This window comes from Dinoroseobacter sp. PD6, from assembly GCF_028807315.1.
In the GTDB taxonomy this organism is placed as follows: domain Bacteria; phylum Pseudomonadota; class Alphaproteobacteria; order Rhodobacterales; family Rhodobacteraceae; genus Dinoroseobacter; species Dinoroseobacter shibae.
This window is the reverse complement of sequence record NZ_JARAMN010000002.1, coordinates 129,529-147,074: the sequence shown is the minus strand read 5'-3', so window position 1 is coordinate 147,074 and position 17,546 is coordinate 129,529. Positions and strand designations below refer to the sequence as shown.

Here is a 17,546-nt window from a genome sequence, read left to right as displayed (position 1 = left end):
GACCGGGGCAAGCGGTTTCGAAACCGCTTGGGCGCCGGTCGCACATCCTGCGAAGCGCCCGGCGTGGTGCGCCCGTGGCGCGCCTGCGATGCGGCCGCAGCGCCGGATCTGCCGAGCGCAGCGCCCGCCGCCTGCCAAGCGGTTTCGAAACCGCTTGCCCGCGCCCGGCTCAGGCGACCTGCGCTTCGGCGGCGAGCTTGCGCACCCGTTCGACCATGGCGCGCACCCCGTTGGAGCGCTGCGCCGACAGGTGATCGTGCAGGCCCAGCCGCGCCAGCTCCGCCGGGGCGTCCACCTCCAGCACCTCGCGCACCGCCAGCCCGCCATAGAGCGCATGCAGCACCGCGATCAGCCCGCGCACGATCATCGCATCGCTCTCGCCCTGGAAATCGAACCGCGCCTCCGGCCCCGACCCCTCGATCATCGGCCGCAGCCAGACCTGGCTGGCGCAGCCATCAACCTTGGTCGCCGGCACCCGGAACGCCTCGTCCAGGGGTGGCATCGCCTTGCCCATGTCGATCACATGGCGATAGCGATCCTCCCAATCCTCCAGGAACTCGAACGTATCGGCAATCTCTTCAAAGGCTTCGGTGGCCATGGGCTCCTCGTTTCTCGTTCTGCTCTTCAGGTAGGAGCCCCGCGCCCCGAGGTCCAGCACAAACAAGCCGCCCTGCGCCCCGGCGCCGTCTTTCCAAGCCCGCCGCGATCCGTTAGGACACGGAGACATGACGAACGGGAGGGCGCAGGTCGTGCGGTCTGTATTCTTGGCATCCATGGCACTCGCGCTGGCGGGCTGCGACTTTCTCGCGGGCGCGCCCGAGATCGAGCGGCTGGAGCCCGCGCCCGAGGTTTTCGTCGTCGACCAGCGCGGCCCGGTCCGCAGCGTGCGCAGCGTGCAGCGCGACCGGCTGCCCGGGGGCGTGGTGATCACCGCGGTCGGGGTGCCGGCGGCCCAGGGTTACTGGGATGCGGAGCTGGTGCCTTTGACCGAGGATCCGGTGAATGGCGAGTTGGCCTTCGAGTTCCGCGTCGCCCCCCCGGCCCTGCCGACCCCGCCGGGCACCGAACGTTCCCGCGAGGTGGTCGTGGCGCGGTTTCTCAGTGACATCCAGTTGCAGGGCGTGAGCCGCGTCGTGGTCACGGCCGAGAGCAATTCCCGCAGCGTCCGGCCCTGACACGCCCGAAAAAACCAGCCATTTCAAATACAAACGCCCCGGCCAAGACCCGGGCGTTGTGGCATGATCCCAAGGGGGATCACATGCGGGATGCGACGTTTTCCCAGTTCACCAGGTTGTCGAGGAAGTTGGTCAGGTAGGCCGGGCGCTTGTTGCGGAAATCGATGTAATAGGAATGCTCCCACACATCGCAGCCCAGCAGCGCGGTCTGGCCGAAGCAGAGCGGGTTGACACCGTTCTCGGTCTTGGTCACCGCCAGGGAGCCGTCGGAATTCTTGACCAACCAGGCCCAGCCCGAGCCGAACTGCCCGGCGCCTGCGGCGGAGAATTGCGACTTGAACTCGTCGACCGAGCCGAAGCTCTCGACCAGCGCCTTTTCCAACTCGCCGGGCATGCCGGCATCGCCCGGGCCCATCATCTCCCAGAACTGGTTATGGTTCCACAACTGGCTGATATTGTTGAAAATTCCGTTCTGCGCCACGGCGCCCTTGTCATAGGTGCCGGTGATGATTTCCTCGAGGGACTTGCCCTCCCACTCGGTGCCCGCGATCAGCTTGTTGCCGTTGTCCACATAGGCCTTGTGGTGCAGGTCGTGGTGGTATTCCAACGTCTCTGCAGACATGCCTTTGGACGCCAGGGCGTCGTGAGCATAGGGAAGGTCGGGAAGTTCAAAAGCCATTTCTGGGCCCCTCTCGCGCGTGAAGACTTACAGGGGCAATAAGAGGCCGCGACCGGGCAAGGTCAAGGCCCCCCACCCCTGCGCGGGCAACTCATTTGGCCTCTGACGGGCCCCGAAAACGGCGCGGGCACGGCGTCGGATCGGCGTCGGCCCCCGGTCGGACATGTGTCGGGCAAGTGTCGGGCACCTCCGCGCGGTGCGGTAACACTCCGGAAAGATCCGCCGCGCTCCCGGTCCCGTCACGCCCCCGACCCGGTCATAGCAGCGCCCGCACCGCGAGATCGCCGAACCCCCATTGCAGCGTCGCCACCGACAGCAGGCCCGTGTTGCCCGCGCTGATCGCCTCGGCCTTGCGGCGCAGCCGGGTGAAGGCCGATTCCTCGGCGAGGAAATCGAGCGTGTAACCGGCCTCGGGGATCTCCTCGGGCCGGATACCGGCATGCAGTGCCTCGAAGCGCAGACCGTATTCATGCAGCAGGGCCTCGACCGCGCGCTGGCGGGTCAGCTCGATCTGGGTCAGCCGGTCGGTGAAGAACAGGATGGCCGCCGCCACGCCCAGGGCGCCGAACCGCTGGAACAACTCCGGATGACCCAGAGCAAGGCTGAGAAACGTGCCGAGGATGTAGATCGCAAGGCCGAGCACCGCCACCGCGCGGGGCAGCCGATTGCGCAACCTGCCCGTCATGGCCGAACCGCGCCGGGGGTCCGACGCGCGGTGGCAGGCGCACCCGGGGTCGGGTGCGCCGCTGGTCCGTGAGTGGTCGGGTTATTGCGCGGTCTCCGGGGGCTGCTCGGGCGCAGCGGCGTCGGGCAGGCCGGTCTCCGGCAGAGCCGACGGGGCCGGCGGGGCCGCGTCCTCGAGCCCGTCTGCAGGCCCAGGATCGCCCCCGGCAAAGAGCAAGATGATGAGGACGAGCACCGCGAGGATGCCCAGCGCCCAATAGAGAGCCCGCCCCCCGCCACTGCTGCCGCGGGTCGTCGGTGTCCGGTTTTCGTAGTCTGACATGATCTGTCCTCCACTGTGAGAGGGCAGCATTCACCGAGGTCCGCAGGGGTGGCAATCTGAGCGGAAATCCCCGGTCGATTTGGGCCGTTGCTTGCGAAAACCGGGCGGGTCGGTCGGCTGGGATGTGCCGATCGGAGGGGGATGGCGCCGCGATCTGGGAACGCCCCGGCGGGGGACGGTGTCGGGCAGAGAGGCGCGCGGTTGCCGGTCGGGTCGCGCAGCCGACTTGCCTTGTCGCGCCGGGCCGCATTGGTGCTGGAAGGGATGCAGGTGCGGTGCATGTCGTCTCCGGGGTGTTGCGGGCATTTTGGGCAGGGCGGGGCCGGATTGCCAGAGCAGACCGCACCTTGCGGCCACGGTTTGCCACATGCGGGGTTTTCGGCCCCGCCCCGGCGCGGTAGGAGGCGGGATGGAGATGATTTTCGACGATCTGGCGGCGTTTCGCGCCGTGGTGCCCGCGGGGCGGGCGCTGATGGGGCTGGACCTCGGAACCGCGACCATCGGGGTGGCGGTGTCGGACCTGATGTGGTCCGTGGCCACGCCACTGGAGACGGTCAAGCGCAAGAAGTTCGGCCTCGATGCCGCGCGGCTGGAGGCGTTGATGGACGCCCGCGATGTGGGCGGGCTGATTCTGGGCCTGCCGCGCAACATGGACGGCAGCGAGGGGCCGCGGGCCCAGTCGACCCGGGCCTTTGCGCGGAATTTCACGGCCCGGCGGCCGATCCCGATTGCGTTCTGGGACGAGCGGTTGTCCACTGTGGCGGCGGAACGTGCGCTGCTGGAGGCGGACACGTCCCGGGCCCGGCGCGCGGAAGTGATCGACCACGTGGCGGCGAGTTATATCCTGCAAGGCGCACTCGACCGGTTCGGGCACATGCGCAGGGAGGCTTTGGATGAGTGACGAGGTGTGGCGGCGCGCGGAGATCGAGAGCCCTTGTGTGAAGATCTGCGTGATCCATCCCGAGAGCCGGCTCTGCACCGGCTGTCTGCGCACGATCGACGAGATCGGCGCCTGGTCGAAGATGGCGCCCGAGGAGCGCCGGTCGGTGATGGACAGCCTGGAAGAGCGCCGGTCGCTGCTGACCCGGCGGCGGGGCGGCCGGGCCGCGCGGATCGCACCGAAGCTCTGAGCGGCGGGCCGGGGGCGCGACGCCACTTGCCGGACCCCGGGGCGCCGCCTATGTCCGCGGTGTCACCGGGGGTCTTTCCATGAAAACTGCTGCCGTCCTGCCCGCGAACCAGAAGCGCCGGATCAACACGCTCAGGGCGGTGATGCTGGTCATGGTGCCGCTGGTGCTGTTCACCCGGCCCGGCCTGCCCCTGGGCGAGGGTGTGATGGACCTGGTCGAGAGCACGGGCATGCTGCTGGTGATCGCCGGGGTTCTGGGGCGGTTCTGGTCGATCCTCTATATCGGCAGCCGCAAGAACGCGCTGGTCATGCAGGACGGGCCATATTCCATGTGCCGCCATCCCCTGTACCTGTTTTCGACCCTGGCGGTGTTCGGCTTCGGGCTGATGCTGGGCTCGCTGATCCTGACCGTGTTGATGACCACGCTGATGTTTCTGGTGCTCAGTGACATCGCCCGCAAGGAAGAGGCGTTCCTGCGGGCGGAGTTCGGCCCGGCCTATGACGCCTATGCCGCCCGCACACCGCGGATCCTGCCCCGGCTGCGGCAGTTCTCCTCCCCCGCCACGGTCACGTTCGACACCGGCACCCTGCGGCGCAATTTCTTCGATGCGCTGGTGTTTCTGAGCCTGATCCCGGTCAGCGAGTTGACCGAGCATCTCAAGGATATCCACGCCCTGCCGACCCTGCCGCTGTTCTGAGGCGCGGGGGCGGGCCGCGGACGGTTGCGCCGCGCGCGGCGCTTGCGTATCGCTGCGGGATGGATGCTGCGAAACTTCCGGTCTCTCTCTTCTGGTACCAGGACGAGATCCCCGCCCCGGTGCAGGGGTGCCTCGACAGCTGGTGCGGGGACGCGCGGCTGGAGACACGGGTCTATTCGGCCCGCGATGCGGAGCGGTTCTTCGAGGCACGGGGCATGGGGCGGGAGTTGGCGGCGTTTCGCCGGTGCGGCCCTTATGCGATGGCCTCGGATTTCTTCCGATTGCATGTGCTGCTGGAGCGCGGCGGGCTTTACGTGGATGCCAACTGGGCGCAGAAACAGGCGTTTGCGCCGGTGCTGGCGGGATGGATGTCGGGGGGGTATCACGGCCTGATCGCGGAAATCACCGATTTCTATCGCGATCAGCCCGATCCGCTGGCGCGGTTTCTCATTGCCCGGGGGGGCGAGATGCTGCTGAACGGGATCGTGTTCGTGCATCGGCCCGGGGATCCCTTCCTAGCGCTGAGTGCCGAGGTCTGCCGCCGCAACATCGAGGCGGGTGCCTGCGAGCAGATCGCCTTCGCGGCAGGCAGCGGGGTGATGGCGGCGCTGCTCTTGCTGCGGGAGTTCGAGACCCGCGCGGCCTATGTCGAGACATTGGAGCAGATGGCCATGCGGTCCTTCGTCGGGCATGACATCGGCCCGAGCATCGCATCGGTGATCGCGGCCACCGAGGGGGCGGACCATGACGCCCTGCGGCGCCATTTCGCGGGTTTCCGGACGGTCCCCGGCCCCAGCCTGCAGGCCTACCTGTCCCGTGACGGGCTGGGCCAGCGCCACAAGGACCACTGGACGCTGCACAAGGGTAGTCTCTACAAGCCCGCGGACGGGATCGCGGCGCCCTGAGCCGCCGCAACGGTGGTGCGCGACGGGCGGGGACGCGGCGGCAACCGGGCCCGCGTTCGGCTGCGCAGGGCCGGTTCCATGACCTGGATCAGACCAGTGGCAGGGCCGCGGCGGTAAAATGGGCCATGGCGTATCCCATGCCGGTGCCGCGACCGGCCTGGGCTCGCTCAACTGTTCAGGGAGGCCCCCATGTCAAAGACCCTTTCACGATCTGTCGCGCTGCTTGTGCTGGCCCCTGTGCTGACGGCCTGTGGCGGCGGCGGGGGCTCCGGTTCCGCGACCCCGTTCACCTCCTTCAACGACCTGCCCGAGACCGGCACCGTGGAGTTGCAAGGCCAGGCCCGCACCGCGCGCTTCGCGGTGGATCCGGTCACCGGACAACTCAGCCTCTCGAACCTGTCGGACACCGAGGACAGCACGCTGCGGCTGACAACCGCCAACGGCGTGATACCGCGCGTGGCGATCCGGGCCCCCGACTCCGCCGTCGCGTTCGATCTGGACCAGGGGGCCACAGTCCAGGTGGATGGCCCCGTCGTCTTCTTCGAAAGCGATGATGGGCGGCGCTTCGCGCTGCTGCTCGATGGCGGCCGGGGCGGTCCGTTCGAGTACCAGACCCTCGGAGCCTGGCTGGACGGGTTCGGCGCGGAGCGCGGCACATTGGGCGCGGGGGCTTATGGCGCGCGGACGCCCAGCGCGCGGTTGCCCACCGGGCAGGTCGCCACCTATGTCGGTGAGGGCGCCGGGTTTGCGCGACGGGCCGATGGCGAGGGCTATCTCACCATCTCGGCCATCGAGGTGACGACCGATTTCAGGCAGGCGGAGATCCTCAGCACGCAGACGCAGGCGATTTCCCTCGCAACCTCGGACACAATTCCCGCCCCGGAGCTGGATTTCGACGGCAGTGGGCCGGTCTCGGGCGCGGAGTTCACCGCGGCGGTGTCCGGGCTGGGCTCGGCGGGGGAGGCGCAGGGCGTGTTCCATGGCCCCAATGCCGAGGAGGTGGCCGGGACCTACAGCCTGAGCGGGCCGGGCGGCGTGGCGCATATCGGCGCGTTCGGCGGCAACTGAGCGCGGCGGCGCAGGCATGCGGACCCCTCCGGGGCGGCGACCGGCGACCTGGTGGCGGTGCGGCCCGCGGATCCTGTCCCTGGTCGCGGGGCTGTGCGCTTGCCTGGCAGTCGCGGCACCCGTGGCGGCGCAACCCGCTCTGCCCGGCGCCGCGCGCAGCACCCTGCCCGTCGATGGCGCGGCGATCGAGGCGCGGTTCCTGCGCGGGCTTGCCCTGCTGAACGGCGGTCAGGCAGCGGCGGCAATCCCGCTCTTTCTCGACATTCTGGCGGGAGACCCGACCCTGGTGCGGGTCCGGCTGGAACTGGCGCGGGCCTATTTCGCCGCCGAACAGTGGAGCCGGGCGCGGGAGGAGTTCTTCGCCGTTCTCTCCACCGACCTGCCGGAGCCGGCACGGCTGCGGGTGCTGGGCTTCATCCGGGCGATCGACGCGCGGCGGGGGTTCGACTGGGACCTGTCGGTGGGGCTTGTCACCCTGGGCAATCGGCGGCGCTATGACAGCGATACGGTGGATCTGGAGATCGCGGGCACGGTGCTGCCCTTCACCCTGGAGCGGGACACCGACACCGAGCCGGGGCTGCGGGTGACGGGGGCGGCGCGCTGGCGGCAGGGGCTGGCGCGGGTCGGGGCGACGGAGCTTGTGGGGTTCGCGGGGGTCGATCTCGATGCGCTGGAGGGGCCAGAGGCGCGGTACGACGACATCACAATCGGCGCGCGGACGGGGGTGCGATTTCTGGGCGCGCGGAGCTCGGTCGTGGCCGCGGCCTTCGGGCGGACCCGCCACGTGGCGGGAGACGGGTTCGAGGACCGCTTCGGCGTGGATCTGTCCTTCGAGCGGCGCAGTGCGGGCGGCGTGTCGGTCTTTGGCGCGGCGTCCTGGGCGGTGCTGGACAGCGCGGTTTCGGACGACCGGGACGGGCACGCGGTGGCGGCCCAGCTTGGCCTGCGGCGCTCCGTGGGCGGGCGCGCGACGCTCGGCGCGGCGCTGCGGGTGGAAGAGAACCGGGTGGCGTTCGACCTGGAGGATTACCGCGACACCGAGCTGCGGGTCTTCGGCAGCTATGACGCGGTCCGGGCGATCACGTTGCGGCCCGAGCTGTCCCTGCGGTACCGGGATTTCCGCGACCCCAGCCCCCTGTTCACCGCCAGCCCGAACGAGCGCGCGGTGCAGGTCGCGCTGACGGTGCAGAAATCCGACCTGTTCCTGGGTGACGGGTTCTCGCCCTTTGCACGGGTCAGCCATACCCGCAGCCGGTCGGACATCGACGCCTACAGCTATACCGAGAGCGAAGTTCAGATCGGGCTGGAGCGGCGGTTCTGAGCCCGCCGCCCTGCCCCGGTCAGTAGCTGCGCGGCAGGCCCAGGACGTGCTGGCCGAGATAGCCGAAGATCATGTTCTTCGAGATCGGCGCGGTCTGGTAGAGCCGGGCCTCGCGCCATTTCCGTTCGATCCCGTATTCGCGCGCGAAGGCGAAGCCGCCATAGGTCTGCATGCAGACTTCCGCCGCGGCCCAGGAGGCGTCGGCGGCCAGCAGCTTGGCCATGTTAGCCTCTTCGGCCGCCTTGCCGCCCGCGTCGAAGATCGCGGCGGCCTTGTTCACCATCAACTCGGCGGCGCACATCTTGGCATAGGCATCCGCGATCGGGAATTGCAGGCCCTGGTTGGCGCCGATGGGCTTGCCGAAGACGACCCGCTCGTTGGCGTACTCGACCGCCTTGCGGATGAAGAACTTGGCGTCGCCGATGCATTCATAGGCGATGAGGATGCGTTCGGCATTCATGCTGTCGACGATGTAGCGGAAGCCGCGGCCTTCCTCGCCGATCAGGGTGTCGGCGGGAATTTCGAGGTTGTCGAGGAACACCTCGCAGCTGTTGTGGTTGATCATCGCGTCGATCTTGCGCAACTCCAGCCCGTTGCCAAGCGCGTCGCGCATGTCCAGCAGGAAGACCGACATCCCGTCGGAGCGCTTGGTGCACTGGTCGGCGGGGGTGGTGCGCGCCAGCAGGAGCATCAGGTCGCTTTCCATCGCGCGGGACGTCCAGACCTTCTGCCCGTTGACCAGGTAGGTGCCTGTATCGGTCTTCTCGGCGCGGGTCTTGAGTTGCGTGGTGTCGGATCCGGTGGTGGGTTCGGTCACGCCGAAGGCCTGCAGGCGCAGATCGCCCGTGGCGATGCCGGGCAGGTAGGCTTGTTTCTGCGCCTCGGAGCCGTAGCGCAGCACCGTGCCCATGGTATACATCTGGGCGTGGCAGGCGGCGGCGTTGCAGCCGGTCTCGTGGATCGTTTCCAGCACTGCGCCCGCGGCCGAGAGCGGCAGGCCCGAGCCGCCATAGGCCTCGGGGATCAGCGCGCCGAGAAAGCCCGCCTCGGTCAGGGCCTTCACGAAATCGGCGGGATAGGCGTCGCGCTTGTCGAGATCGTTCCAGTAGTCGTTTGGGAAATCCGCGCAGAGGCGTGCGACCGCTTCGCGGATGTCGGGCCATTGGGGACCGACGGGCATGGAGATCGCGTTGGTGTCGATCTGGTTCATCTCGTGTCCTCTCAGATTGTGTGGGCCGCGCGCAACTGGGCGACCTCTTCGGGGCTCAGGCCGTATTCGGCCAGGATCTCGTCGGTCTGGGCGCCCGCGTCGGGGGCGCTGGCATGGACGCTGGGCGGGGTGCGGGACATCTTGATCGGCGTGGCGACGAGGGCCGTCTCGCCCCGGACCGGGTGGTGGACGGGCGCGGCCATGCCGAGATGACGCACCTGCGGGTCGGCGAAGACCTCGTCCATGGTGTAGATCGGCCCGGCGGGCACGCCGCCTGCCTCGAGCGCCAGGACCCAGTCGGCGGTGGTGCGTTGGGCAAAGACCGGGCGCAGGTGATCCCAGAGCGCGCCGCGATGGGCGAACCGCGCCGTGTCCGTGGCGTAATCCGGGTGCTCGGCCAGTTCGGGCTGGTCGATCACGTTGCAGAAGGCGACCCATTGCCCCTGCCCGCCCACGCCGAGGTTGAGATAGCCATCGGCGGTCTCCACCACGCCCATGGGGGTGACGTAGGGATGATCGTTGCCCGCGGGCGGCGGCACGTCGCCGTCGACCAGGTAGCGCGCGGCCTGGAAATCCATCAACGCGATCTGCGCCTCCAGCAGCGAGGTGGCGATCCACTGGCCCTTGCCGGATTTCTCCCGCTCCGCCAGGGCCACGAGGATGCCGGTGGCGGCGAAAATCCCCGCGCCGCTGTCGGCCACGGCGGCGCCCGCGCGGATCGGCACGCCGCCGGGCATGCCGGTCACGCCCATCAGCCCGCCCATGCCTTGCGCGATCTGGTCGAAGCCCGCGCGACGCGCATAGGGGCCGTCCTGGCCGAAGCCGGAGATGGAGGCGAGGATGATGCGCGGGTTCACCGCCGCGAGGTCGTCATAGCCGATGCCGAGCCGGTCCTTCACGTCGGGGCGGAAGTTCTCGACCACCACATCCGCCGTCTCGACCATCCGCAGGAACAGCGCCCGGCCTTCGGGTTTCTTCAGGTTCAGGGTCATGGACCGCTTGTTGCGGTGCAGGTTCAGCATGTCGTAGCCGTGGCGCGCGCCGGACATGCCCGCGTTGGGATCGACCCCCTGGGGGGCTTCGATCTTGATCACGTCGGCGCCGAAATCCGCCAGCACCCGGCAGCAGGTCGGCCCGGCGCGCACGCGGGTCAGGTCGAGCACCTTGAGATGCGACAGGGCGGTGGACTTCTCGGTCATGCGGGGCTCTCCGTGACGGCGGCGCCGGGGGCTTGGGCGGCGGTGAACCAGTCGCCCATCTCGCTGGAGGTGGTGAAGACCGTGTCGTCGCGGGCCGCCAGAAGGTCGAGCGCCTGGGCGAAATGATGCGCGATATGGGGCACGCCGATGATATGCGGATGCAGCGCCAGCGTCATGATCCGGGGCTGGCCGGTGCGGGCGGTCTCGGCGGCGTAGATCTCCACCGTGGCCTCGACCCGCTTGAGATATTCGTCGGTGGACCCGTTCTGGATCGCGTAGACCGGCACGTCGTTGAGCTCGAACGTATAGGGCAGGCCGACTATCGGCCCGTGTTTCGTGCGCATCCAGACCGGCAGGTCATCGAGCGCCCAGTCATGGAGAAACTCGATCCCCTCTTCGCGCAGGATGTCGGGGGTGTCATAGGTCTCGCCCAGCCCGCAGCCGAGCCATGCGCGCGGGCGGTGGCCCTGCACCTGCGCCAGCCGGTCGAGGCTGCGGGCGATCACGTCGCGCTCGTCGTCCACGGCCTTGAGGCTCTGCTGGAACCAGCCATGGCCGACCAGCTCCCATCCCGCATCGACGGTGGCGGCCATGAGGCTGGGATATACGTCGGCCACCTGGGCGTTGATGAAGGCCGAGGCGGGGATGCCGCGATCGGCCAGCAGCCCCATGATGCGCGGCATGCCGCAGCGCATCCCGTATTCGACCCAGGCGTAGTTCGGCACATCCGGCGGCGCGGGCGCGGCCCCGTGGGGGGCGGGGATGATGCCGCGCGGCATGGGGCGGTCGAAGGGCCAGTATTCGATATTCATCACCACATGCACGATCAGCGACTTGCCGCGCAGGGGCGGCAGGATCGCCCGGTCGGACGCAAGTTCATAGGGAACGCGGGGGTTGGGCCACATCGGGAGGCTCCTCAGCTCGTGTGCAGGCGGATGGCGTCGGGCTGCCAGGACAGGCGCACCGGGTCGCCCGGGGTGGGCAGATCGCCCAGCGCGTCGGAGATCGTGCGCGACGTCATCTCCACCCCGTTGGGCAGGCGCACCAGATGCGAGGTGGTCAGGCCAAGATAGACCGCCTCGTCATAGCTGCCGAGGATGGAATGGCCGTCGCCCGGATCGTTGGAGGCATCCACCCTGGACAGTTGCACCAGTTCGGAGCGGATCGAGAGATCCACCGCCTGGCCCTGGGTCACCTCCTGCCCGCGCTTGGGCACGGAAAGCTGCGCGCCCGCCACCTCGACCATGCAGGAGACGCCGTTGACCTGCGACACGGTGCCGGAGAGCAGGTTGTTCTCGCCCACGAAGCCAGCGGTGAATTTCTTGATGGGGGCGCGGTAGATGTCGCGCGCGGCCCCCTGTTCGACCAGTTGGCCATCGGCCACGAGTGCTATGCGGTCGGCGACGGTCATCGCCTCTTCCTGGTTGTGGGTGACGTGGATGAAGGTGATGCCGACCTTTTCCTGCAGGTGTTTCAGCTCCAAGCACATATCCTTGCGCAATTGCGCGTCGAGGGCGGCGAGCGGTTCGTCCAGCAGAAGGATATCGCGGTCGAGCACCAGCGCGCGGGCCAGCTGCACCCGCTGCTGCTGGCCACCGGACAGCTCGTGCGGCTTGCGCTCGGCAAAGCCCGCAAGGCCCACGACATCCATCATGGCGGCGGCTTTTTCCTGGGCGGTGGCCTTGTCCATCCCCGCCACTTTCAGCCCGTAGGACACGTTTTGCAGCACGGTCATATGCGGGAAGAGGGCGTAGGCCTGGAAGACCATGGTGGTGGGGCGCTTGTCGGGCGGCAGGTGGCTCATGTCGCGGCCATGGAGCAGGACCTGCCCCTCGGTGGGGCGGTGAAAACCGCCGATGGTGCGCAGGAGGGTGGTCTTGCCCCCGCCAGAGGGGCCGAGCAGGACAAAATACTCCCCCGCGGCGATGGTCAGGTCGATCTGGCGCAGGGCCTTGACGGGGCCGTAATGCTTGGACAGGCCCTTGACCTCGACGGCGGGTGGTGTGGTCTGGTGCATGGGACCTCTCAGGACGACATGATCGGCTCGGCCTTGGCCCGCGCGGTGCGGGTCAGGCTCTCGGAGCGGATCAGGGTGAAGATAATGATGCTGCCGATGATCGCGATGGCGGTGAACGCCACCATCGACGACATCGCGTAGCTTTGCGGCGACATGCCGGTGTTGAGCATCTGTGAGATCAGCACCGTGGTGAAGGTGTCGAACCCGCCCTTCAGCAGGCTCGTGCGGGTGTATTCGTTGAAGCACAGGATGATGCAGAACGAGCATGCGCTGAACACGCCCGCGCGGATCTGGGGAAACTCGATATCCCAGAAGGCGCGCCAGCCGTCCGCCCCGCAGGCGCGGGCGGCCTCGGTCTGCTCGGTGCGGTAGCGGCCCATGGTGATCAGCACCACGATGAAGGCGTAAGGAATGGTGTAGATGATCAGCCCCACGGTCGCGGTGAAGAAGCTCAGCCGGAACCAGCCGTCGAAGGCCGCGGTGCCCAGCTGGTCCCCGAGCCAGATGAAGCTGGAGTTCAGGGACTTGAAATAGACCAGCAGGGCCGAGCCGAGGATGTCCGGCGGCACGAAGAGCGGTGCCAGCAGCAGGAACACCACGGGCAGTTTGTTCTGCGCGGTCTTGTAGTATTTCGCCGCCAGCACCGCGAAGGGTACCGTGATGAGTGTGACCACGATGGCCAGCGAGAAGGTCCAGCGCAAAGCGTTCAGCAACAGCTCGTCGGAGAAGACGAGGCGGTACCACTCCCACGTGAAATCGTAGGCCCGCGCGCCGAAACCGTTGGCGTTGAACGAGATGTACATCACGTAGATCACCGGGCTCATCAGCGTGGTGACCAGCAGGAGCATGTAGGCCCATTTCAGCCGGTAGGCCCAGGGATTGGCGTAGTCGTCGGTCATGTCCGGGGCCTCAGTTCAGCGGGGTCAGGATTTTGGTCAGGTCAAACAGGCGGTGCCCGATGTAGAGCAGCCCCATGAGCGTCGCCATCATGATGGCACTCACGGCCATGGCCAGCGGGAAGTCGAGCGCCGTGATCGCCTGCGTCGCGATCAGGCCCGCATTCACCGCCCCCGGCCCGCCGAGGATGTTGGGCAGGAGGGCGACGCCCAGACCGTTGACGAAGATGAACACCGCCCCCGCGAAGATCCCCGGGGCCGCCAGCGGCAGGATGATATCGGTGAACCGACGCCGGTGGCCGACGCCGAGATCGTCGCAGACCTCGAAGATGTATTTCGGCACCGCCTCCATCGCGAGAAAGCCCGCGAAGACGATGAAGGGCAGGAAGCTGAGCACCTCCCCGATGACCACGCCGGTATGGGTGTAGAGCAGCGCCGTGATCGGCTCGTCGATCAGGCCCCAGTCCATCAGGGTGGAATTGATCAGGCCGTTGCGCTGCAAAACCGGGCGCAGGGCGAAGACGCGGATGATCTCGGACACCATGAAGGGCAGGATGAACAGAAGGATCACCCGGTGCTGGGCCACCTGCGGGATCGAGCGGCGGATGAACACCGCGACCGGGAAGCCCAGCACGAAACAGATGATCACCGCCAGCGCGGAGTATTTCATCGAGACGAGGAAATTCTCCAGCCGCGCGGAGAAGAAGAAGTTGTTGTAGGAGAACAGGGTAAAGCCCGGCTCCATCCAGAACATCGTGCGCTCGAAGAACGAGAACACCACCGTGAGGGCCATGGGAAGGGCGAAGAACACCACCATGAAGGCCAGCGGCACGTAGAACGCCCACGCGCCCGCGCGCTCGCGCCAGACCGCGCGGGTCTCCCCGGCCTGGCGGTCTGCCGGGCCGGGGGAATTGGTGTCGAGCGTTGCCACGGCTCAGGCGGCCTGCACCTGGGCCCACCAGTCCTGGTAGGCGCGGATATTGGTCGGGAACACGTTCTGCCAGGCGTTGCCGGGCTTGGCCATGCGCGCGTCCTTGCGCGCCAGACGCTCGGCCAGGGTCGCCCGGGTGTCGTCGTCGAAATCGGCCGCGTTGGCCTCGACATACGCGTTCACCCCGGTCATCTGCGGAGTGAAGCCGAGCCCCGCGAGGGTGCGCGCCCCGAACCACGGGTCGAGATAGACGTTGGCCAGAGCGTAGAAGGCGTCCTCCATCCCCCGCTCCTGCCCGCCGCGGGTCAGCATGATGATGTTGTTCCAGGCCTGATGGCCCTCGGTCATCGTGCCGTAACGGATGTCGGCGCCGTTCTTGCGCGCGGCCATGATCTGGATCGGCTCCCAGCAGGAGGAGACCAGCACTTCCTCGGAGGCCAGCAGGTCGACGCCGTTCTGGAACCCGTCCCAGAAGGTGCGGAAATGGCCCTTCTTCTTGAGGTCGATCAGGAACTGGCAGACGCCCTTCACCTCGGCCTCGGTCATGTCGGAGGGGTTCTCGATATCCTGCTTGCCCGACTGCTTGAGGTAGACCGCGGTGTTGGTCAGCGTCGGGCCGTAGTCGTTCTGCATCGCCGCGCGGCCGCGGAACTGCTCGTCGAAGAGCGCCTCCCAGCTGGTCAGCTCTTCGCCGATCACGTCGTGGTTGAAGGCCAGGCTGTCGGCGTTGGAGATATAGGGCACGGCGACCAGTCGGCCCTCGTGGCGGATGGTGTCATAGGACGACCCACCCTCCTTGTAGCTGTCCACCAGGTTGGCCCAGTTGGGAATGCGGGACGGGTCGAGCTCGACAATCGCGTTCTGCGAGGCGAGCGCGTCTTCCATGCCGCCGCCATTGTCGGTCATGGCATCGTAAAGCGCGTTGCCGTCGCCCACGACCATCTTCTGGATCGCCTCGTCGGCGCGGGCGGATTTGGCGATATTGGCAATGCTGATGCCGGCGCGGGCTTCCATGTCGGACCAGTCCTGGTTGCCCACGCGCGCGATGCCCGGGGCCCAGAACTTCAGCGCCTCGGAGGCCATGGCCCGGCTGCCGAGGGCCGTGGTCGCGGTCGCCGCGCCCATGAGCGCCATGAACTGGCGCCGGTTGAAATCGAGCTGGTTCATTCTCGAAACTCTCCTGTTGGTGCCGCATCCCGAACGGCGTCTCGTTATGGTTCAAGGGATATGCGGGCGCTTTGTTTGGCCGGGTTCCCCGGCCGTGATGTCGACATGCACTGCGCCCTCCGTGCCGCCGACTGCCCCGAACGTGCCCCCCAGGGCCGCTGGGGACTCGGGGGGCGATGGGCAAAAGATAGGGGCGCGGGCCGGAAAGAAAAGTGCATTTTGTCGACAGAATTGATGACAGGGGTGATTTCCTGCGTCAGGCGGACGCAGGACAGGTTTTTTGTAATTTTTTCAGATCTTTGCACTGATCACACGGGAGATCACCGCCGAAACGCCCGCCAAAAAGAGATGCGGAAGCCTCGAAAATCCGGTCGATCTTGGCTGCGAAGCGGTCTAAATGTATACGAAATCGAGGGTGCGAGGCCGTGACAGTCACAACAGATCTGGTGGAGATATGCGACCGGGCCGCCACCGCGCGGGACCTGGAGCGGGCCGCGGTGCACCTGGCGGACTGGGTGGGGATCGTGCTGGCCACCCGCGGCAGCGCGCCGGAGCGGGCCTTCGCCGCCGCCGCCGGTCTGGAGCGCGGGGCGCTGTCGGGGTTCGACGGGCACGCGCCGGAGGCAGCGGCGTTTGCCTTGGGCGCGTTGGGATCGCTGCTGGAGATGGACGACCTGCACCGCCGGTCGATCCTGCATGCGGGCGACGTGGTCTGCCCCGCCGCGCTGGTGGCGGCGCGGGACGCGGGTGCCACGGGACAGACGCTGCTGCGCGCACTTCTGGCGGGCTACGAGGTTGCGCTGCGGATCGGGGTTGCGGCGGCGGCGGGGGGGTATTCGGCCTGGTACAATTCCGCCGCGTGCGGGGTGTTCGGGGCGGCCATGGCGGCGGCGCGGGCCCAAGGGCTGGGAGCAGAGGCGCAGGCCCACGCCCTGGGGCACGCGGGGATGCAGGCGGCGGGGCTGTGGCAATGCCGGTTGGAGCCGGGCCATGCCAAGCAGCTGGCCGCCGGGCACGCGGCGCGGGCCGGGATCACCGCCGCCCGGGCCGCACGGGCCGGGATCGGCGCGCCGCTGGAGATCCTGGAGGGGCCTTTGGGGGTGTTTGCCACGATGTATCCCGGGGCCGACCCGGCGGGCATCGCGCAGGCCCGGGGCGACTGGGCTCTGCACGAGGTCAGCCTCAAGCCCTGGTCGGCCTGCCGCCACACCCACCCGGCGATTGCCGCGGCCCTGGAGTTGCGGGCGCGCGGCGTCGCGCCCGCGCGGATCGAGGTCGCGACTTACGCCGCCGCGATTGCCTTTTGTGACGCCCCTGCCCCGCAGGACGCCCATTCGGCGCGCTTCAGCCTGCAGCATTGCGTTGCGACCGCCCTGGCCCGGGGCGCGCCTGCCCGTGCGGATTTCGAGGATCCCGCCTGCCGGGACGCGCCGGAGATCGCCGCCCTGCGCGCCCGCGTGCATCTGGTCGAGGATCCGGGGCTGAGCGCGGCCTTCCCCGGCGCCTATGGCGCGACCCTGCGCATCACCGATGCCGGTGGCGCGGTGCACACCGCCCATGCGCCCCATGCCCCGGGCGACCCCGAGGCCCCCCTTGCCCCCGAGGCGATCGAGGCCAAGTTCCTGACCAACTGCCGCGACGGCGGTGTGCCCGACCCCGCCGCGCGGGCCTTGCACGAGGCGCTCCGCGCCTTGCCCGCGCAACCCGACCTGACCGCCCTGAGCGCCGCCCTGCGGGGCGCGACCCATCCCGAAGGAGACCCCCATGAGCCTTGACCGCCCGCCCGTGCCCTATCACGATCTCGACCTGTCGGAAGGCTGGGAGCAGGTCCCCGGCGGTGCGCCGGGGGTGGAGCAGAAGATGCTCTCGGATGTGCTGGACGAGGAGGCCGAGCGCGGCGTGCGCACCCGGCTGATCCGGTTCCGGCCGGGCACCGTGGCACCGGACGTGTTCCTCCATGACTATTGGGAGGAGGTCTATTTGATCGAGGGCACCCTGATCATGGGCTGCGACCGGGAGGGCCGCGGCGGCAGCGCCCATGCGGCCCCGGGCTATGCCTGCCGCCCGCCGGGCACGCCGCACGGGCCGTTCGCGTCGCCGCAGGGGTGCCTGTTCTTCGAAATCCAGTACTACGCCTGAGGACCC

The 17,546-nt window shown here is 68.3% G+C and carries 20 protein-coding genes; 9 read left to right on the top strand and 11 right to left on the bottom strand.

Annotated elements, in window-relative coordinates; genetic code table 11:
• Positions 1-169: 169 nt before the first annotated feature.
• Complete coding sequence (locus PVW48_RS04105; protein WP_044028434.1) at positions 170-598, bottom strand: SufE family protein; 429 nt, start codon at positions 596-598, stop codon at positions 170-172.
• Between the two features lie 175 nt (positions 599-773).
• Here PVW48_RS04105 and PVW48_RS04100 point away from each other — a divergent pair, with 175 nt between their 5' ends.
• Complete coding sequence (locus PVW48_RS04100) at positions 774-1,175, top strand: hypothetical protein (protein ID WP_274580418.1); 402 nt, start codon at positions 774-776, stop codon at positions 1,173-1,175.
• A 79-nt stretch (positions 1,176-1,254) separates the two neighbouring features.
• Here the strand turns inward: PVW48_RS04100 and PVW48_RS04095 are convergent, their stop codons facing one another.
• The 3 genes from PVW48_RS04095 to PVW48_RS04085 all read right to left on the bottom strand — a co-directional run bounded on the left by PVW48_RS04095 (position 1,255) and on the right by PVW48_RS04085 (position 2,860).
• A complete protein-coding gene (locus PVW48_RS04095; RefSeq protein WP_012177740.1) occupies positions 1,255-1,854 on the bottom strand; it encodes a superoxide dismutase in 600 nt (199 codons plus the stop codon).
• 256 nt (positions 1,855-2,110) lie between these two features.
• Positions 2,111-2,539: a hypothetical protein gene (locus tag PVW48_RS04090; protein ID WP_274580417.1), complete on the bottom strand. Its 429-nt coding sequence runs from the start codon at positions 2,537-2,539 to the stop codon at positions 2,111-2,113.
• 81 nt (positions 2,540-2,620) lie between these two features.
• Positions 2,621-2,860: a hypothetical protein gene (locus PVW48_RS04085; RefSeq protein ID WP_274580416.1), complete on the bottom strand. Its 240-nt coding sequence runs from the start codon at positions 2,858-2,860 to the stop codon at positions 2,621-2,623.
• A gap of 415 nt (positions 2,861-3,275) precedes the next feature.
• Between PVW48_RS04085 and ruvX the strand changes: the two genes are divergently transcribed.
• The 6 genes from ruvX to PVW48_RS04055 all read left to right on the top strand — a co-directional run bounded on the left by ruvX (position 3,276) and on the right by PVW48_RS04055 (position 7,981).
• Positions 3,276-3,761 carry a Holliday junction resolvase RuvX gene (gene ruvX, locus PVW48_RS04080; protein ID WP_044028430.1) on the top strand — a complete coding sequence of 162 codons (486 nt, stop codon included), beginning with the start codon at positions 3,276-3,278 and terminating at the stop codon, positions 3,759-3,761.
• On the top strand, positions 3,754-3,990 hold the full coding sequence (locus tag PVW48_RS04075; RefSeq protein ID WP_012177736.1) for a DUF1289 domain-containing protein: 237 nt from the start codon (positions 3,754-3,756) through the stop codon (positions 3,988-3,990). The genes ruvX and PVW48_RS04075 overlap by 8 nt, the downstream gene beginning before the upstream one ends.
• 79 nt (positions 3,991-4,069) lie before the next feature.
• A complete protein-coding gene (locus tag PVW48_RS04070) occupies positions 4,070-4,687 on the top strand; it encodes a methyltransferase family protein (protein WP_274580415.1) in 618 nt (205 codons plus the stop codon).
• Between the two features lie 59 nt (positions 4,688-4,746).
• On the top strand, positions 4,747-5,592 hold the full coding sequence (locus PVW48_RS04065; RefSeq protein WP_274580414.1) for a hypothetical protein: 846 nt from the start codon (positions 4,747-4,749) through the stop codon (positions 5,590-5,592).
• Between the two features lie 189 nt (positions 5,593-5,781).
• Positions 5,782-6,660, top strand: a complete 879-nt coding sequence (locus PVW48_RS04060; protein WP_274580413.1) for a transferrin-binding protein-like solute binding protein — start codon at positions 5,782-5,784, stop codon at positions 6,658-6,660.
• Positions 6,661-6,781: 121 nt separating this feature from the next.
• Positions 6,782-7,981 carry a porin family protein gene (locus tag PVW48_RS04055; RefSeq protein ID WP_274580412.1) on the top strand — a complete coding sequence of 400 codons (1,200 nt, stop codon included), beginning with the start codon at positions 6,782-6,784 and terminating at the stop codon, positions 7,979-7,981.
• A 19-nt stretch (positions 7,982-8,000) separates the two neighbouring features.
• On the opposite strand, the gene PVW48_RS04050 is transcribed toward PVW48_RS04055, so the two are convergent.
• From PVW48_RS04050 to PVW48_RS04020, 7 genes are read right to left on the bottom strand one after another with little or no spacing between them, the layout of a single operon-like run.
• Entirely contained in the window at positions 8,001-9,191 is a 1,191-nt protein-coding gene (locus PVW48_RS04050) for an acyl-CoA dehydrogenase family protein (RefSeq protein WP_274580411.1), read from the bottom strand.
• 11 nt (positions 9,192-9,202) lie between these two features.
• On the bottom strand, positions 9,203-10,390 hold the full coding sequence (locus PVW48_RS04045; protein WP_274580410.1) for a CaiB/BaiF CoA transferase family protein: 1,188 nt from the start codon (positions 10,388-10,390) through the stop codon (positions 9,203-9,205).
• A complete protein-coding gene (locus tag PVW48_RS04040) occupies positions 10,387-11,295 on the bottom strand; it encodes a polysaccharide deacetylase family protein (RefSeq protein WP_274580409.1) in 909 nt (302 codons plus the stop codon). The genes PVW48_RS04045 and PVW48_RS04040 overlap by 4 nt, the downstream gene beginning before the upstream one ends.
• 11 nt (positions 11,296-11,306) lie before the next feature.
• Positions 11,307-12,407, bottom strand: coding sequence for an ABC transporter ATP-binding protein (locus tag PVW48_RS04035; protein ID WP_274580408.1), 1,101 nt, complete (start codon positions 12,405-12,407; stop codon positions 11,307-11,309).
• Between the two features lie 8 nt (positions 12,408-12,415).
• Positions 12,416-13,306, bottom strand: coding sequence for an ABC transporter permease (locus PVW48_RS04030; protein WP_274580407.1), 891 nt, complete (start codon positions 13,304-13,306; stop codon positions 12,416-12,418).
• A 10-nt stretch (positions 13,307-13,316) separates the two neighbouring features.
• Positions 13,317-14,234, bottom strand: a complete 918-nt coding sequence (locus PVW48_RS04025) for an ABC transporter permease (protein WP_274580405.1) — start codon at positions 14,232-14,234, stop codon at positions 13,317-13,319.
• 3 nt (positions 14,235-14,237) lie between these two features.
• Positions 14,238-15,401, bottom strand: a complete 1,164-nt coding sequence (locus tag PVW48_RS04020; RefSeq protein ID WP_274580404.1) for an ABC transporter substrate-binding protein — start codon at positions 15,399-15,401, stop codon at positions 14,238-14,240.
• Positions 15,402-15,826: 425 nt separating this feature from the next.
• On the opposite strand from PVW48_RS04020, the gene PVW48_RS04015 reads away from it, so the two are divergent.
• Together PVW48_RS04015 and PVW48_RS04010 are read left to right on the top strand one after the other, a co-directional pair.
• Complete coding sequence (locus PVW48_RS04015) at positions 15,827-17,176, top strand: MmgE/PrpD family protein (RefSeq protein ID WP_274580403.1); 1,350 nt, start codon at positions 15,827-15,829, stop codon at positions 17,174-17,176.
• Positions 17,166-17,540, top strand: coding sequence for a cupin domain-containing protein (locus tag PVW48_RS04010; protein WP_274580402.1), 375 nt, complete (start codon positions 17,166-17,168; stop codon positions 17,538-17,540). The genes PVW48_RS04015 and PVW48_RS04010 overlap by 11 nt, the downstream gene beginning before the upstream one ends.
• Positions 17,541-17,546 lie beyond the last annotated feature (6 nt).

Bases quoted from the DNA above. Each gene is read 5' to 3' on its own strand.
- PVW48_RS04070 (WP_274580415.1), top strand. From the start codon at position 4,070: ATGAAAACTGCTGCCGTCCTGCCCGCGAACCAGAAGCGCCGGATCAAC.
- PVW48_RS04050 (WP_274580411.1), bottom strand. From the start codon at position 9,191: ATGAACCAGATCGACACCAACGCGATCTCCATGCCCGTCGGTCCCCAA.
- PVW48_RS04085 (WP_274580416.1), bottom strand. From the start codon at position 2,860: ATGTCAGACTACGAAAACCGGACACCGACGACCCGCGGCAGCAGTGGC.
- ruvX (WP_044028430.1), top strand. From the start codon at position 3,276: ATGATTTTCGACGATCTGGCGGCGTTTCGCGCCGTGGTGCCCGCGGGG.
- PVW48_RS04045 (WP_274580410.1), bottom strand. From the start codon at position 10,390: ATGACCGAGAAGTCCACCGCCCTGTCGCATCTCAAGGTGCTCGACCTG.
- PVW48_RS04095 (WP_012177740.1), bottom strand. From the start codon at position 1,854: ATGGCTTTTGAACTTCCCGACCTTCCCTATGCTCACGACGCCCTGGCG.
- PVW48_RS04040 (WP_274580409.1), bottom strand. From the start codon at position 11,295: ATGTGGCCCAACCCCCGCGTTCCCTATGAACTTGCGTCCGACCGGGCG.
- PVW48_RS04100 (WP_274580418.1), top strand. From the start codon at position 774: ATGGCACTCGCGCTGGCGGGCTGCGACTTTCTCGCGGGCGCGCCCGAG.
- PVW48_RS04030 (WP_274580407.1), bottom strand. From the start codon at position 13,306: ATGACCGACGACTACGCCAATCCCTGGGCCTACCGGCTGAAATGGGCC.
- PVW48_RS04075 (WP_012177736.1), top strand. From the start codon at position 3,754: ATGAGTGACGAGGTGTGGCGGCGCGCGGAGATCGAGAGCCCTTGTGTG.
- PVW48_RS04010 (WP_274580402.1), top strand. From the start codon at position 17,166: ATGAGCCTTGACCGCCCGCCCGTGCCCTATCACGATCTCGACCTGTCG.
- PVW48_RS04105 (WP_044028434.1), bottom strand. From the start codon at position 598: ATGGCCACCGAAGCCTTTGAAGAGATTGCCGATACGTTCGAGTTCCTG.
- PVW48_RS04065 (WP_274580414.1), top strand. From the start codon at position 4,747: ATGGATGCTGCGAAACTTCCGGTCTCTCTCTTCTGGTACCAGGACGAG.
- PVW48_RS04060 (WP_274580413.1), top strand. From the start codon at position 5,782: ATGTCAAAGACCCTTTCACGATCTGTCGCGCTGCTTGTGCTGGCCCCT.
- PVW48_RS04035 (WP_274580408.1), bottom strand. From the start codon at position 12,407: ATGCACCAGACCACACCACCCGCCGTCGAGGTCAAGGGCCTGTCCAAG.
- PVW48_RS04020 (WP_274580404.1), bottom strand. From the start codon at position 15,401: ATGAACCAGCTCGATTTCAACCGGCGCCAGTTCATGGCGCTCATGGGC.
- PVW48_RS04090 (WP_274580417.1), bottom strand. From the start codon at position 2,539: ATGACGGGCAGGTTGCGCAATCGGCTGCCCCGCGCGGTGGCGGTGCTC.